This window comes from Enterococcus sp. DIV2402 (assembly GCF_017426705.2).
GTDB classification, from domain to species: Bacteria; Bacillota; Bacilli; order Lactobacillales; family Enterococcaceae; genus Enterococcus_F; species Enterococcus_F lowellii.
Map to the genome: position 1 here is coordinate 2,437,634 of NZ_CP147251.1, position 16,460 is coordinate 2,454,093.

The window sequence follows — 16,460 nt, forward strand, 5'->3', positions numbered from 1 at the left end:
GGTTTTCCCTCCGTGTTCCTGTGTATTTTTGGTAATAAAAAAACTCCTTACAACGTAAGCAGCTCTAATTGTGTACTTAATTTTTCTAATTCAAATTGATTCACGGCCTGTTTAAAATCACGTTTAATAGTTGCTGTCGTGCTATCGTAAGCCGGAATCGAAACGATAGAAATCTCTTTTAACGTGTCAATCTTATGTATTTTCCGTACATAGTCGCCGTTAGATAATCTACTAACTGACTGAGATTTTCTGTTTTTCTCGTTGATGTTGAATCCGAATGAACAACCATCAATATCCCCACGTTCCACTAATTTATACAAATCATTGGCATAGGTGGTATCAGGTAGCATGACTTTAAATTTTAAACCGACATCATCAATGAATAGCTCTAAAGTCTTATTTTTTACACTTCCCAACACTTTGCTCGTGTCGTGGTCGGCTAGGCATTTTACTACTGATAAATCGACATCATCTAATGCATGACTGTCAATCACTTCGTAAAAGTTGCCTAACTTTTTAGACTGCTTTCCAAACGTGATGGCATATCCTTCAATAATATTTTCGCCTTTAACTTTCAATTTTTGTTCTCACATCCTTCTATCAACACGACTCCTAGGTGTGGATTAGTAGTAATCGTATGTGCTGTTTGAGATTGCACCCTACCTCTTCTGGTTTTGGATTTAGGATACGATAAATCAATCCCATCACCATCATAAGCTAGTAAATAACCTTTTGTTGTAGCATTTTTAATAGGGATTCCCCCATTTTTGTCATAGTTATTCATTTTTAATAACCTCATTGATTAATGGTACGCTTGCGCTATTGACAAAGATTGTTTTTCCTCCGTCTCCGCCAATTGGATCTAAACCATAAAAAGTTCTGACTTCATCAACTTTAAGAAAACCGTTCCCACCGTTTTGTTGGATAGCTTTAGCTAGCATAGTGTTTTTATCCATACTGCGCAGAGTTGAAAAATCAAACTCAACGCAACAGTTTAACTTAGCTAGCTCTTGTTCAATCGCTTGAATATAAGCATTTAAAGTTGAGGTAATGTAAATGTCATTTTGTTGCGAATCGCTTGTGTTCATTAGTTCCTGGCCAAAGCGGCTCAAAGGAATACCAAACACTTTGGCAATTTGCTGGGTGGAATATTTGTTGTTTTGAATCATTTCCAAGACTTTTGTATTAACTTCAATCGGCAAATAATCTTGCGTGTCATCTAACACGATTACACCGCCAGAATTTTGAATACCTGCGTTTATTTCTTCAAATTGCTTCTTGATCTCGCGTTTCGAACTATTGTCAATGGTTGCTTCTTTTAATTTTAAAATGGCACTCGAATTCACACCGCGTTTAAAAAATGAAGCTAGCAAACTATTTCCATTTTTTAGCATGGATAATTCTGGTGTTAATGAGTATAAAGGTGACTTACCAACTTTCCCATCAATAGAAAACGCTTTAAAATGAAGCATATCTTCATAATCGATTTCTTTTGTGCCGTCCGTAAAGGTAACCTTATAATCGATTACTTTCCCATCATCTTCTGATTCGCGAATCACAACTTGTGAAGGCAATAAGACACGTAATCCTGTTACAATGCCCTCATCGTTCCGTTCAATATGAGCGTATGAATTACCATTTAATAACATATTAGCCACCATTGCAAACTTAAAATTATAAGCGGTTGTGCTGTTATTAGCTTTCTTGTTCAGCAGGTCATAGATATGCTCGTTATCCTGCACATTGATTTTTGCGCTCGCAATATCCCCAGCAATAATGCGCACTGCTGTGTAAATATCTGACTGTAAAAGTGCTGATTCGCCGATAAAGTTACTTGTTATTTTTGAATCATTAAACGAAACAAAATCAACAAAGCTATTAACTGCTCTATCATCTCTTTTTTCTGTTTTTCTATGTAAGAAAAAACTCATCTATTCGCCCCCTAACTCATGGTTAAGGATAACACTTACCATAATCAGAAATATGCCTAACGTAGCAAAACCTACTATAGCACCTACTAAAAAAGCAGCAATAGCAATACATGTTAAGCCCATTAAAAAGGCGATTGTTATAATTAAATTTAAAATATTAATCTTTTCTTTTTCTATTTTTGCTCCTCCTTAAAAGCCGAATCCATATTCGCCATTAGCAATCATCACATCAATAGATAGCTTATCCCAGTCATGATATTGACTCTCAAACCATGCGTTTAGTAAAGCATCTATTGGATCAATTTTATTCCTGTTCGATTGCTTATCGATAACAAGTAAGTCGTTCTTTTCGATGGTGATTGCGTTATAAATTGCTCTATCAAGTAAGGGATTATTCGCACTAATTACGTTTCCATTTTCTGCTTGGTACTTAAAATCCTTAGTAGGCGCTGATAAAATATTAGGCACCTGGCGCACGTCAATTAAATCAAACACACCATCAAGTCGTTGTACTACCACATTGGCGTATGCTCTATCATAAGCGACACTTTCAACCTGTAGTTCATTGTCATTTACAAAATCAATCAACCAATCACACATTGCGTCATAATCAATTAAACCACTAGGCAAAGTTGAAATTTGACAATAGCTATCTCTTTCATATTGGCGGTAAGGTGTTTTCTCGTCTTTTTCTTTTTTCTCAATTCCACCTTTAGTAGCGATAAAACTATATGAATCAACATAAAACTTCTTACTTTCCTCAATGGGAATAACCCAGCTGATTGAAGTCAAATCTCCACTCCTAGAAACGTCAACGCCAAAATAGGCTTTACGTCCCTTAATGTTAATTGGTTTATTTGTCTTAGTTTTTTCCCATTCGCTTTTTGAGAAATAGGACTCTTTTGACGCTTGTACCCACAAGTTAAAATGTTTGGTTAACACGTTTGATACGTTACCTTTCACTTTACCTTCTTTATAAAGCTTTCGAATATCGTCCCTCATACGCTCAGCTACCGAGTCAACTTCTAGTAATGGATTAGATTTCATCCACAATGATTCGTTTTTAACTTCATTTATGCTATCTTGCTCCCAACACAGGGCTAAGTAGTTATCATCCTCGATTTCTTCGCTTAATAATTTGGAAATGTAAGGATATTCAATTGTGTGCATCGGATAATTTAACTTGCTTGATACTGTTGAGATAATAGCAATTAACGGCTCTTCTTGTTGACTCATTGACGTTTCTATTACATCCATCATATCGGTGTTTTTAGATAAAGCATATTCATCAAAAATTCCTAGGCTAACATCTAGACCGTCCAAAGTGTCTGCGTCATTTGATAGTGGTTGCATAAAGCTATCATCTTCCGTTTTAATCTCGGTTTGCAATATTTTGGTACGCTTCCGAATAAATTTGGACTCGGAACGCAATGCTTTCAGCTGTTTCTTGACCATATTAAAAACGATTCGAGCCTGATCTTTTTTATTTGCGGTTGAGTAAATTTGCCTAGCATTGGCTGGACTTGTACCAAAAATTAAAATATACAGTGCAATGCCTGCTAGTATCAATGATTTACCTTGTTTTCTCGCCAATGATACGTATATTTTTTTAAATCGTCTGTAGCCTGTTTTCTTGTGCACCCATCCAAAAATCAAGCTTAAAATGAACATTTGAAATAAAGCTAATTGATTAGGTTTGCCACTCTTTGGATCAGGTAAGGCACCGATAAATTTAATTGGTATTTGCGTCTTATTAATGTCGTATATGTATGGATAATCTTTATTTTTACTTTTTTCTATGTCATTTAAGTGTCGATCAATCGCCTGTTGTATCTTTTTACCAACGATAATATCGCCTGATTCCACTGCGTTTATGTACTTTTGAGCATAGTCAATCATTGCCTTGACTCCTGGAACATCTTAGCAAATTCATCTTCTTGTTCGATTTCTGTTTCAGGTTTTTTTATGCGCAAACGGGAGTCTATAGAGAGACCGCTCATACTAGCCAACGCCCTTAGCTCCTTGGAGCTTTTATCTATCAAACTGACTAATGGATTGATCCGATTGTTGATGATTAATTCTTCTTTTTTTAGCATTATTTGTGCTTTTTTGATGAGTGACGTGTACAAGCAAATATTTTCAATGATGGCTCTGTCCAATTCGCTTAATGGTAAATCTCCTACAATTGTACCTAACCTTTTCCACTCTTTTTTCCCTTGAGTATCCAAATGAGTTGGAATAATTGAAAAATCTAACGGTTCAAAAGTTGCAAGTGTTTCTTCTTGTTCCTTTTTATCTTCTAACTCTTCTTTGGTGTAATGTTTGGTTGAGGTATCGGCAAATTTAAAATTTCTACCTATTATAAAAACCTCCTTGTTGTATATTCTGTTTCTTTTTTATCTGATATATATTTTTGTGTGATAATTTTGATGAAAAAAGTGGATAATAGCTAGTTAAAAATTTTTGATAAAGGGAATTTTTTACACGCGTGAGGGCACAACGATTATTTTATTTTCATATAACCACTGGGTTTAAGTAACCCCATGCCCCTTTTACATTTATTCCATGTTATTTAATTAAATTTTACCGATTTATCTCTCTATCACTAACTATCATGCTTAATCTGATTATGACAGCTTCTATTTACTGCCTCTAAATTTTCCATATCCAGCCTATGTTTCCATCCATTTTTAGCTCTCAGCTCAATCTTGTGATGAACCATATCAGCTCCATGCACGTAACCATCTCTTAAACATATCTGACAAACGTAGCTATCTCTTATCAACACTAGCTTCCTAACTTTCCTCCATGTGCTTGAACTATAAAAATTTGCTATCTCTTTCTCGGTTTTCCCATTACTGGTTAAGTTGCTACTCATACGCTTATACTTATTATAATATTTATCATTACTGCCATTATGCTCATTACAATAACGTTTACTATAATCAATTAGTTTACGGCATCCAGCTTTTTCACATCTGCGCTTTGGCATTAATCTAACACTAATGCCAAATAGTCATGTATCATCTCAAGTTCACGATCAAACTCTTCATCATCATTTCTGAGCATCCACATAACAATCAAATGTACAATATTTTCGTCTCGATAATCTACTACATCAAATCCCATATCTCCCAATGTTTTGACAATCTCAAGATTAGCTTTGATCATATTAACGTCATATTCATCAAGTTTAACTTCGCATGACACATATCCCTTGTTGTATTTATCTGAAATCTCATTCCGAATCATTTTAATTTTATCTACAATGTATTTATCCATCATTTACCTATCCTTTTATTTTATAATCTTATCTACTAACTTTTATCAAACCAAAAAAATAAAGTACGGTAAGACAGTACCGTACTTTACAAAGGAGTATTGTGTAAAAAATACACACGTTTAAAAGAGAGTAATAAATGTTTTCCGAGGTTTATCGCCTCTACTTACTAATATCTCGTGTTCTATCCATTTTTGATTGTTTTAACAAAACTTTTAAAAGTTTTACCATTTCTCATCGCTATCTGCTTGAATTCCCTTGTGCAAATAAGCATACTCAAATTTGTCTATCGCCCTATCTATATCCTCAACAGAGTTCTGAATCGTGATAATATTTTGTGCATCCTTTAGCGCCTGAATCTCATTTGGCATTAATGTAACATATCGTTTTGCCAACTCATCCAAATAAAAATGTTGGATCAAATCATCACGGATAGCTCTAAATCTATTACTAGCATCTTGATTTAACACGTCTAACTCATCCATGTAATTAGGACTAATTCGACTTATTTCTTGTAATTCAATCCATTTGATGCTCTCATCATACTCTTGTTGTGTGATTTCTTTGTTTGATAATTGCCTATCTAAAATATCTTTTTTGTACTTATAGTAGTTTAAGTCAATCAGACCTGTCGTCATTATCTATCTACCTGCTTTCCATCAAAAAAGAAGCATAAAATTTATTTTACGCCTCTTTTTTGTTATTATATTTAGCTCTATTCTAGCTCTTTTAACCTTTTATTTACACTGTAATTTAAGTCATTTACTCGTTCAACTTCCTCTTGACCTATACTTAAAAAATCGTCATCAAAAATTTCCGTATTATAATTTACAATCTTAGTATCTTTAATCTCAGCCAGTTTCGTATTATCGCTGGAATAAATCTTAACCGTCAAATCAGATGGCGCATTAGAACTATATAATTTCAATACCCTTGCAATTCTAGATTCCATATGATTTTCCGTACTTTTAAGTTTCACAATATAAGCATCTTCATTCTTGTCATATTCATTTCTCTCAAAGTTTTCCCCTAGAACATTTCTCATTGCATTCTCAAATTCAGATAATGATTTATGCTTCTCAGTGGAAGCCTGGGCCTTTCCTACTATATCAACAAATTCCTGGCCATAAATTTCACTTGGAATATTGTTAGTTTTAACTTCCTGGTTATTAAATTTAAATAACTCATTGCCTTTTGAATCATTTATTTGAATATAGGAAGACTTATCTTTCATTCCAAATAAAGGTGATGCCAAGTGAGACATATATAAATATCTAAATTCGTTTCTATTATCCTCTGGTAATCGCAAGTAAGGTGTTTTATACTCATCTTCGGTTAAAATAATTGTGTTGCTATCGTAATCATATTCAGAAGAATACACATCTAAGTATGTTTTACTCATTCCAATCGCAATGCGATCTAGAGTCTCATCAATAGTATGTACTTTTTTACATCCAACTAATAAAATCCCCATTAAACCTATAATACTTAATTCAATCCATTTTTTCATTTTAGTTATCCCTCCTACAATTACAAAAAATATACCATATAAATACACTGGTTTAAATAACTAATAATTTATAATAAAAAATATCACCCTGCTTGGCTAACAGGGTGACGAAATGAGAATTTAACACATACAATTAAAGTTTTACTAGCTATGCCCCCATGACTAATAAACCATAATCAAAAATATATATATGCTTTCCTTTTTTTGAGGTTCATCACCTCTATTAATTAATATCTCGTGTTCCTCATATTTATCCTAGTTATCTTAAGAATAATAATTGACTTGGCTATCACTATTGCCGTATTTACGTCTGATTTGACCTTTATCCCAAATAATCGCATGCTTACTTTCTTTATTTTTACGCTTTTTCAAAAGAAATTCTTCTTCCCTATGAATTTTTGACAATGTCCCTTGAGGTGTAAGTTTGTACATTTGGTTGTCCTCTGTTCCAAATTTAAACAATCTATTCACTTTTTGTGTCTCGTCCATTTTGGTTTGATTGGCTTGTAGTCTAATCAATTTATCTTGCTCATCAGATAATGCTCTCAGTAAAACACCTGTAATTCGCTCCACAGTCGCTTTACTCAAAATACTATCCTGTCTATTAAATGTTGCTATATGTCTCTCTCGCTCGTAGTAAGCCAATGATAAGCGTATGTGCTCCTGTCGCTCTAACTCACGTTTGACACCCTTATCATCAATCACAAATTGATAATTTAATAACTCAATATCACTTGCTGATTTTAATCTATCTCTCAATTTATTAATTTTATCATCCAATTTTTTAATGTCTGCATTATTTCGCTCAACTCGACTTAACTCTCTGATCTCGGAGGCTGTCAAATCATTTACCAAAATATCTTGCATCCAATTTTTATTAGATTCTTTGACAATCCATTTGCTCAGACTTTTTTGATTGCCTTTGCTGTATAGTTTCCGATATTCAATTAATTTTTTGTATTTTTGATTGCTCAAAACTAACTTACCCTCCTCAAGTGATTTGTTCCATTTTTTTGCAACTTTTTTACGTATCTCATCTAATTTGTTCCATGCATCGGCGTTATATCCCGTTGCATCGGCTCTACTCTCGTTTAATCCAACACGTACTACGTTAGGATTAGCTTCTAATTTTTCCAGGTCATTTTTTTTGTTAATAAAAAATGCTTGAGTAACAACTTTTCCATTATCAATAAAATGCTTGGTGTAACTATCACTTGCAAATCTTCCGTTCTCTTGCAAAAATCGATGGACGTTTTCCAAAAATTTAATGTCTGCATTATTTAAAATTTTTGAGTAATTGCAATCAAACCACTCTTTAAAAGGTGTTTTATGCCATCTTTGATTTTGAAACAATGACCGATCGTCATCTACTCCAAACAGCGAATTGTCACTTCCTAACACATCAATTAGATTACCCTTATCTGTATCTGCCTTATCAATGGGGACATCTAAGCTACTTAGGTCAATATTCACCACAACTTTGCGCCCATCCATACTTACTTCTCTCGCGTTTGGATTTGCAGCCAAAATCATCTCTTTGCTAATTTTAAAAAAGATGGAATTGTATAAATGTAATTGATTGCCTTTGCTGTACAAATCGCCACAGTAGGTAAAGCTATTTAGTTGTTCTAACGTCCAAATAGTGGAGCGAGATAAAAAATCTTTGTAGGTCATGCCTTTATCATGCTTGTATTTATTGTATATTTTATTTAATCTCGATCTATAATTGTACCCATTGACAACATAATCATTAACCATTATTGTACCACTGATTGTTCCATCTCTCTTAAACTTCCCCCAACCAAACAGATTGTTAAAATGTTCATGTATCTGATTTTGCGTGAGATAAACTTCGCCTTTTTCATATTTTACTTTTTCTTTTTGTTGTGTTTTTGTCATTAATTTTATTCTCCTTATTGTGTATTTTTGTGTATTTTTTGCCAAATGAATCTTCTGCTTCTGGTTCTGGTGTTTATTTCGCCAACCTGGTTACAATCAGTGGTTTGATTTTAGCTTTGGCTCGAACACCATCTTTGCTGTTAAAATCAACCTTTTTATAGTCATCATCTAAACGCCCCGAGCTGTAATCACTACTTACTAACCGACCAAAACTATTTACAATCTCAATCAATTTGTAGCGGTGGTTGGATTGAAACTGAATAGATAATAATCTATCAAAAATTAAACTTTCATGGAGTCTATCAGCAATCCAATATCTATCACTGTGGTAGACACCATTTTCATATTTCCGATTTAAAATAAAAGAAATAGCTCCAATTTGACTCAAATTACTGATTGCCTTTGTTGCGGTGTTCCTGGATATGCCAGCTATTTTAGAAAGGCTATCTAATGTTTTGTAAGAGACCGTAGTCTCACAAAAAACTGATTTTACTTGTGATACTGTCATAATTGAGTAAAACATTGCTATTGCAGATTTCAACTCACGAAAATCGTTTAAATCAACAAATAAACTATCAAAGAGTTGTTCATTGATGCTGTTGTAATTTTTGCAATAAATTTTAAAATTAAAATATCCAACAAAATTTTCTTCAATGTCAATCTCTTCTATTTTTTTAGCGAAAATTAAAAATCTATCAAATGATTTATTAAAGCTTTCTTTTTTCCGCTTTGTCATCTTATTTTTTAAAATTGATTGATAGTGAGAGTTGGCGATTTCTTTTGATATACCAAAACTAAATACTCCCTGATTCAATTTTGAGTCATAATAAAATCTTGCCCCACTCCTTGCAATCAAATTTATAAAAAATAAGAAATCATCTTTGTCTTCTGTTTCTTTTTCGTGAACCGATTTTATTAGCGGTACCTGAAAATAATCAAAGAGTGATACATCATTCTCTTTATTCGCCATCTCTGCTAACGTCCATAATTTAGGACTTGCAAAAACTTGGGCACCTTCCTTTTTTTCTCCATACGTAATCAAAAATGTTTCTTCTTGTTTTTGCTTCATTGCTTTTCTCCGTTTCGAGAAGCCAACGAATAATAATAATCAAAAAAATTAATTAAAGTCGAGTTTAGCGCCAGCAAAAAACCGACTTGATACTGTTTAATATTTCCCACACTGTATATTGTATAAGTAATATATTGCTCCCAATAATGGTGCTGATTGGGACGTTTATTGAAACAGCTCCGTTCCTTTTTGACCCCTTTATTGAAACCCTATAATCTATATACGTCCCTTTTGACCCCTTTATTGAAACCCTATTTTTAACTATTATTTATCAATCCAATCCTTGCAAAAATACATTTACTTTTAAATGTCCTTTTGTAAAAAATAGATACTGACTTCTATTTATTTTGTAATTTTTGCCACTCATCAATGGCTGAAGATAACTCGTGCGTTCGCTCATATAAAACGTAATCATTTCCACTATTTTTATTTGTTCCGTGCAAAACGTATCTAATACCTTTATTTTTAATGTATCTACTCAAATTTTTATTGTAGCAATAAAAAAACTTTGTCATGTTCTCCCTCCCTTATTCGATCAGTGAAATTGGTTCTTTAAATTTTTCATTAAATTTAGCTATTTTATCTCTGTCTGATGGCTTGTTAAAATTAGTCATTCCAACTTTCCACATTTTTAGCGTGGTGTGATTAAAGTTGAGTTGCTTGGCTATAAAAACAAGTGACATACCACTATTTTTCCATGCTTGCTGGAAGTCCTCTCTAATTTTAATATTGTCTAGTGTTGTGTTTAATCGTGCCATTTTCATTCCTTCTTTCTTATTTTTCCGCCTTATTTTTAGGCATATTTTTAACTGCTCGGTATACATTTACATCAAAAAGATTACCGAGCCAAGTTATTAACTCAACTCAGTAAAGTGGATAGTCAATTGGATAGATTGATTACCCTTGGTAAGGATAAGCCTTGGAAGAAGACTCCTATTAATTAATATCCCGTATTATATGTGCTTATTGATAAAAATTTTAAATAAATTTACCTCTTCACTAATAATGGTATTTCATTGCAAAATTGCAACCATTGCTTTTTTTGAAAAGCCGTGTTATCCAAAATAATCAATGGACATATTATTTAATTCGATATTTTCCCGAATGTATTCATCTAATGCCAAATCTTGTGCGTCTTCAAAAAAAACATTAAATAATTTTTCAATCTCATTATCAGTAAAAGGTGTTTCTTCGTCTTCATCTGGAAAATACATCATTTCTATTTCTTCACGGGCATTTACTTTTAGTTTATCCTTAACATCTAAAAGTAACTTTTTAAATTCATGGTTTAATATAATTAGAATAGCGTGTCTTATATTTTCCGTCTTATGTTCTATGTCTATCCATCTAACTGATGGAGGATTTATCTCTGGCAGATTATTAGATTCATGTATTAATTCATCTAGCTCTTTGTTCCCTTCAACTTTTTTACTCTTAATCGCCGAGAATATTGCTTCTGTATAATCTTCACGCAAATTAATTGCGTCGTCATAAGCAACTTCTAGTATACTATCTAAGAATTCTTCTTTTTTCATTTCATTTCTCCTTTTTTACAGCATTTAATTTTAAAGCCTAGTATATCAACATTTCAAGACATATTCTATACCTCTATTTTGGTAGGATACCAATAAAAATACTACCTACTAGTGATAAAAACGCAATTGTTACATTTTCATTACAATTCCTATTCGGAAATAAAGTTCGATTCTGTATACTTTATTCCCCAAGTGAGAATAACGGCTCATCAAGCACACTTGCTGAGAACATCAACCAATGAGCTGTACGTGCTGTGCCCAAAAAGTCAAGTACACGCAAAATATGATCGCTGATAGCTACTGCGCTTTTACCTAGCGTCTCCTCTTTAAACTTTTGGCAAAGCATACGTAATAGCCTAGTGTCTGTCTCTGTTACGGTGACTGATTGGCACAATGTAATTGCTTTTGATGTAATTGCTTCGTTGGCATATAACTCACGTGCCAAATCGTTTAAGGCATCATAGCTAAAAACTGATAAAACCTCACCTGTGATTAAATTTGATTGATTATTCGCTGTCATTGCATTTTTCATTGCATTTTCCTCCGATTTTTTGATAATTGATAATTGACAAAAGATTATTATATACTAGCTTTCTAAAATCCACAAAACCACAGTAAACGTCATCATTACGCCTCCTGTAGCCAATTGTGCATAGGTACTTTTAGCTTTGTTGATGATTCAGCTTGCATTGATTCTTGTTGATTCTTAAAAGCTTGCATCCTAAGCATTTTGTTGATACCTCGAATAAAATAGCCTACAGGGTCAAATATCATGCTTTGATGGCTCATTGCCTCTAGTTGACGATGTATCATTGCAAGAGTTACTAGCTGTCCGTCAAATTCGTTTGTAATAATTTGAATATCGGCATTATCAAATAAGCCTGTGTCTGTTAATATTTTTGACATCGGACTTTGTACAGGTTCAGTTATAGTTTCGATTTTTTGAACGTCAAGTGATTCTCTCACGTGTGCGTTTATATTTATATTATTATTATCTTCATCTTCTGTCTCTTTAAGTTCAATATCATTAGGGTGTAATTTTTTCACTTCTGTAGTGTAATTTTTACATTTCTGGTTTTCGCTTGAAATTACCTTTTTACATTTCTGGTCAAATTGTTTATTTAAAGGCGTTTCTACTTGAAGTGTACTTTCTTCATTTCTGGAATTTCCTTGAGGTGAAGAATTTACACTTCTGGTTTTTCCATCTCCATCTTTATCTAAAATTTCTGCGCCAAAATCTAAATCAGTTTCCATTTTTTGAATGTGGTAAACATCCGATTCTTCAACTTGAGGTTGCAAAAGAAACATTTTATTCGCTCTGCCAGTCTGTTCCTCTTCCAACAATCCTGCATCAATCAATTCTTTTTTAACTTTGATAACCGTTTTATTAGATAAATCTGTTAACTCGCAAAGTTTAGTGATAGGAAATACAAAATAGACCTCTCCCGTTTCATTTAGCCATTTATTTTGTATAGATAATGCCAGACGGTCAGACAAAAGCACGTACATAATTTTTGCATTGTTAGAAAGTCTTTTATAGGTTTTATTTGTAAAAAAAACTTTTGGTAGTTGGTAAAATTTCATGTTAATTGAGTTTTGTAGGGTGTAACGTCTATTACTCATCACTCTCTCCCACCTTTAGCATAATAAATTTTGGATAAACTTTTACTAAGTCGTTATCAATAAGCTCTTTCCAATATTTATCCACTTCTTTTTTTGTCAGTCCCATTTCCTTCATTGCAACTTTTTTCATCTGTTTTTCTGTCCAATCCATTTTTTGCCAATATTCATTCATTTTTATTTTCTCCTCTTTTTTCTTTTATCCAAGTTCATCAGGGTGCTACTTTTTACTGATTTTTTAATAAAGTCCTCACTACTTAGCGTCTGTAAATATTTTTGCGTTGTGCTTAGCTCCTCGTGTCCTAGATTCATTGACAACGTGTAAATATCTAGACCATTTTTTATTTGCATAACTGCATAAGTATGACGTAACGTGTGCGGACTTAGCCTAATTTGCGGATTAAATTTCACTTTTTTTTTGATAGTTTTTAAAACCTCACTGATAGCTTGCGGATAAAGTCGCCCTAGCTGATAGCTTAAAAAAAATGGGTCATCGGGTCTTGATTCACTGTACCTTGCCTTTTTTAATCGTTTAAATTTAATAATTTCTTTTCTTAAAATCGGCGATACCGCTACAGCTCTATCTTTATTATTCTTAGAATCAAAAATGTATATTTGCTTTGTTTGCACATTGCTATTATTTAAATTGCAAACCTCACTAACTCTTAACCCGCAATCTAACATGAACATCAGCATTACGAGGTTTCTTTGATTGAGATACTTAACATCACTCAAACTTTTCACAGCGTTAAGTAATTGTCTCACTTCGGTTTCGTTCAGTGTTTTTATTATTTTTTTTTGCATTGGTAACTGTTTTACATACGCTGGATTAGGTTTGATTAATCTCTCTGTCTCGTCATCCCATAAATGATAATCGTAAAACTTTTTTAATCTGCTAATAGCAATGTTAATGGTGCTATGTTGATAATTTTGGCTTTTCCAATATCGAATTAATTCTTTTGTGTCTTGTTTTGTTAATTTCATTGGATAGATATTTTTTAAGATAAAAAAATCCGCCATATTAGGTAGCTTTGACCGATAATTTTTAATGGTATTTAATGCAAAACCTTGGATTTCTAACTCAAGACAAAATTCCTCAATTCTTTCAATCCACTCATCTTTTATATTTCCAGACAACGCAAAAAGACCCTCCTTTCTTTTTATAGAAAAGAGGGTTAAAGTATCTTAAAGCAAAAATATAATCCACTTTAAAACATTAAAATATTCCCTTGAAAACGTTGATACAACAACAATTTCCTACATCAAACTCTTCAATTTCACATCTGGATACTTGTCGGCAAACCAACGCATCGCGAATTGGTTTTCGAACAAAAACAATGGTTGATCAAAACGATCTTTTGCCAGAATATTACGACTAGAACTCATACGCTCATCTAAGTCTTCGGGTTCAATCCAACGTGCAATTTTATTGCCCATAGGCGTCATAATTACTTCGGAGTTGTATTCATTTAACATACGATGTTGGAAGACTTCAAATTGAAGTTGACCAACGGCACCAATAATATATTCATCTGTTAAATATGTTTTATATAATTGAATAGCTCCTTCTTGGACTAATTGATAAATACCTTTATGGAACGATTTTTGTTTCATCACGTTTTTAGCAGTGACTTTCATAAATAATTCAGGCGTAAATGAAGGTAACTCTTCGTAAGCTACTTTTAATTTTCCTTCATATAAAGTATCCCCAATTTGATAATTTCCAGTATCGTATACCCCAATAATGTCACCAGAAACAGCTTCTTGGACATTTTCACGAGCGTCAGCCATAAATTGAGTCACATTACTTAATTTCATTTTTTTGCCTGTGCGTCCTAAAACAACGTCCATACCACGCTCAAACGTTCCTGAACATATTCGTACAAATGCAATTCGGTCACGGTGCGCAGGGTTCATATTGGCTTGAATTTTAAAGACAAATCCAGAAAACTCTTCTTCATATGGGCTCACCATTTGGTCGTCCATTGTTTTATGCCCATATGGTGCTGGCGCAAATTGTAAGAACGTTTCTAAGAATGTTTGCACACCAAAATTCGTTAAAGCCGAGCCAAAGAAGACCGGTGTTTGTTCGCCATGAGCAATTTTATCTGTATCAAATTCATCGCCGGCTTCTTTTAATAATTCAACTTCTTCCAAAACTTGCGAATAAATACTTTTTTCAGTAAGTGGATGGGTAGATGGAATTTCACCGTTCTCATCTAGAGTAATTAAACGTTCGCCATCATAATTTTCTGGACGATATAATTCAACACGTTGATTGTAAATATCGTATAATCCTTCCATTCCTTTCCCCATACCAATCGGCCAATTCATTGGATAAGATTCAATATCTAACAATTCTTCTAGTTCTTCCAATAATTCTAATGGTTCACGGCCATCACGGTCTAATTTGTTGATAAAAGTAAAAATAGGAATCCCTCGACGTTTAACAACTTGGAAAAGTTTTTTTGTTTGTGCTTCAATCCCTTTTGCGCTATCAATAACCATGACTGCACTATCTACCGCCATTAAAGTACGATAGGTATCTTCAGAGAAGTCCTCATGTCCAGGTGTATCTAAAATATTGACGCGTTTATTTTGGTAATCAAATTGCATAACGGAACTGGTTACCGAAATTCCACGTTGTTTCTCGATTTCCATCCAGTCAGACTTAGCAAAATTCCCTGTTTTCTTCCCTTTAACAGTTCCTGCTTGGCGAATGGCTCCTCCAAAAAGCAATAATTGTTCTGTAATGGTTGTCTTACCTGCATCTGGATGGGAAATAATCGCAAAGGTACGACGGCTATCTACTTGTTCTTTTAAATTTGGATTATTCATTACTAATTTCCTTTCACTATCTAGTTAAATATGTCAGACATATTCACGAACTTTTTCAGTATACCATGAATTGTCGTATTGAAAAAGAGTCTGCAACCGTAGCTACAAACTCTTTTTCAAACATTTTTATAATTGATTGATGACTTCTTGATAACGTTTCTGATATTGTTTTGCTAAAGCTGTCATTTTATCAAAATTACCGTCTTTAGCAGGTGCTAATAAATTGCCACCAACACCTACCGCAATACTTCCAGCTGCAACCCATTCATGTAAATTTTCTAAATTTACGCCTCCAGTAGGCATGATGTCTACAGTCGGTAAGGGACCATGAAACGCTTTGATTGCATTTGGTCCCGATAAACTGCCTGGAAACAATTTGATAATATCTGCTCCATAAGTAAGTGCAGTTTTCATTTCAGTAATTGTCATACATCCCGGCAAATAAGGAATTTGATATAAATTACATAGCTTAGCTGTTTCTTTATCAAAACATGGACTCACAATAAATTGTGCGCCTGCGCTAATAGCGATTCTAGCAGTCGTTGCATCTAATACTGTACCGGCACCTAGTACGACTTCCGAATATTCTTGGTAACGCTGATGTAGTTCATAAATCACTTGCTCCGCTTGCGGAACCGTAAAAGTCACTTCTATCCCTTGAATCCCTCCAGCAAGAATTGCTTCACTGCTTTGAATAGCTTCTTTTGCTGTCTCTCCACGAATCACGGCAATAATTCCAGCACGTTCAATTTTTTTGAGAATTTCTATTTTTTTCATA

The 16,460-nt window shown here is 33.5% G+C and carries 20 protein-coding genes; all 20 read right to left on the reverse strand.

What is annotated here, in order from left to right:
- Positions 1-47 precede the first annotated feature (47 nt).
- Positions 48-578 carry an HK97 family phage prohead protease gene (locus DOK78_RS11820; RefSeq protein WP_207940163.1) on the reverse strand — a complete coding sequence of 177 codons (531 nt, stop codon included), beginning with the start codon at positions 576-578 and terminating at the stop codon, positions 48-50.
- Positions 575-784 (reverse strand): hypothetical protein, encoded by a 210-nt coding sequence (locus DOK78_RS11825; protein WP_207940162.1) that lies wholly within the window; start codon positions 782-784, stop codon positions 575-577. Before DOK78_RS11825 ends, DOK78_RS11820 begins: the two co-directional genes overlap by 4 nt.
- On the reverse strand, positions 777-1,931 hold the full coding sequence (locus tag DOK78_RS11830; RefSeq protein WP_207940161.1) for a phage portal protein: 1,155 nt from the start codon (positions 1,929-1,931) through the stop codon (positions 777-779). The genes DOK78_RS11825 and DOK78_RS11830 overlap by 8 nt, the downstream gene beginning before the upstream one ends.
- Positions 1,932-2,120: 189 nt before the next feature.
- On the reverse strand, positions 2,121-3,830 hold the full coding sequence (locus DOK78_RS11835) for a terminase large subunit (RefSeq protein ID WP_207940160.1): 1,710 nt from the start codon (positions 3,828-3,830) through the stop codon (positions 2,121-2,123).
- On the reverse strand, positions 3,827-4,159 hold the full coding sequence (locus DOK78_RS11840; RefSeq protein ID WP_207940159.1) for a P27 family phage terminase small subunit: 333 nt from the start codon (positions 4,157-4,159) through the stop codon (positions 3,827-3,829). Before DOK78_RS11840 ends, DOK78_RS11835 begins: the two co-directional genes overlap by 4 nt.
- Before the next feature lie 377 nt (positions 4,160-4,536).
- Positions 4,537-4,923 (reverse strand): HNH endonuclease signature motif containing protein, encoded by a 387-nt coding sequence (locus DOK78_RS15805; protein ID WP_207940158.1) that lies wholly within the window; start codon positions 4,921-4,923, stop codon positions 4,537-4,539.
- Complete coding sequence (locus DOK78_RS11845; RefSeq protein WP_207940157.1) at positions 4,923-5,213, reverse strand: hypothetical protein; 291 nt, start codon at positions 5,211-5,213, stop codon at positions 4,923-4,925. Before DOK78_RS11845 ends, DOK78_RS15805 begins: the two co-directional genes overlap by 1 nt.
- A 222-nt stretch (positions 5,214-5,435) precedes the next feature.
- Positions 5,436-5,849, reverse strand: coding sequence for a hypothetical protein (locus DOK78_RS11850; RefSeq protein ID WP_207940156.1), 414 nt, complete (start codon positions 5,847-5,849; stop codon positions 5,436-5,438).
- 77 nt (positions 5,850-5,926) lie between these two features.
- Positions 5,927-6,721, reverse strand: a complete 795-nt coding sequence (locus DOK78_RS11855) for a hypothetical protein (RefSeq protein WP_207940155.1) — start codon at positions 6,719-6,721, stop codon at positions 5,927-5,929.
- Positions 6,722-6,985: 264 nt separating this feature from the next.
- Positions 6,986-8,620: a hypothetical protein gene (locus DOK78_RS11860; RefSeq protein ID WP_207940154.1), complete on the reverse strand. Its 1,635-nt coding sequence runs from the start codon at positions 8,618-8,620 to the stop codon at positions 6,986-6,988.
- Positions 8,621-8,693: 73 nt separating this feature from the next.
- Entirely contained in the window at positions 8,694-9,689 is a 996-nt protein-coding gene (locus DOK78_RS11865) for a hypothetical protein (protein WP_207940153.1), read from the reverse strand.
- A gap of 338 nt (positions 9,690-10,027) precedes the next feature.
- Complete coding sequence (locus DOK78_RS11870; protein ID WP_207940152.1) at positions 10,028-10,204, reverse strand: hypothetical protein; 177 nt, start codon at positions 10,202-10,204, stop codon at positions 10,028-10,030.
- A 12-nt stretch (positions 10,205-10,216) separates the two neighbouring features.
- Complete coding sequence (locus tag DOK78_RS11875; protein WP_207940151.1) at positions 10,217-10,447, reverse strand: hypothetical protein; 231 nt, start codon at positions 10,445-10,447, stop codon at positions 10,217-10,219.
- Between the two features lie 297 nt (positions 10,448-10,744).
- Positions 10,745-11,224, reverse strand: coding sequence for a hypothetical protein (locus tag DOK78_RS11880; RefSeq protein WP_207940150.1), 480 nt, complete (start codon positions 11,222-11,224; stop codon positions 10,745-10,747).
- A 181-nt stretch (positions 11,225-11,405) separates the two neighbouring features.
- Entirely contained in the window at positions 11,406-11,756 is a 351-nt protein-coding gene (locus DOK78_RS11885; protein WP_207940149.1) for a hypothetical protein, read from the reverse strand.
- A 95-nt stretch (positions 11,757-11,851) separates the two neighbouring features.
- Positions 11,852-12,847: a replication initiator protein A gene (locus DOK78_RS11890; RefSeq protein ID WP_207940148.1), complete on the reverse strand. Its 996-nt coding sequence runs from the start codon at positions 12,845-12,847 to the stop codon at positions 11,852-11,854.
- Positions 12,840-13,019, reverse strand: a complete 180-nt coding sequence (locus DOK78_RS11895) for a hypothetical protein (RefSeq protein ID WP_207940147.1) — start codon at positions 13,017-13,019, stop codon at positions 12,840-12,842. The genes DOK78_RS11890 and DOK78_RS11895 overlap by 8 nt, the downstream gene beginning before the upstream one ends.
- Before the next feature lie 2 nt (positions 13,020-13,021).
- Positions 13,022-13,981, reverse strand: coding sequence for a tyrosine-type recombinase/integrase (locus tag DOK78_RS11900; protein ID WP_207940146.1), 960 nt, complete (start codon positions 13,979-13,981; stop codon positions 13,022-13,024).
- 120 nt (positions 13,982-14,101) lie between these two features.
- Positions 14,102-15,682 carry a peptide chain release factor 3 gene (locus DOK78_RS11905; protein ID WP_207940145.1) on the reverse strand — a complete coding sequence of 527 codons (1,581 nt, stop codon included), beginning with the start codon at positions 15,680-15,682 and terminating at the stop codon, positions 14,102-14,104.
- A gap of 126 nt (positions 15,683-15,808) precedes the next feature.
- Positions 15,809-16,459: a bifunctional 4-hydroxy-2-oxoglutarate aldolase/2-dehydro-3-deoxy-phosphogluconate aldolase gene (locus DOK78_RS11910; RefSeq protein WP_207940144.1), complete on the reverse strand. Its 651-nt coding sequence runs from the start codon at positions 16,457-16,459 to the stop codon at positions 15,809-15,811.
- Position 16,460: the final 1 nt, after the last annotated feature.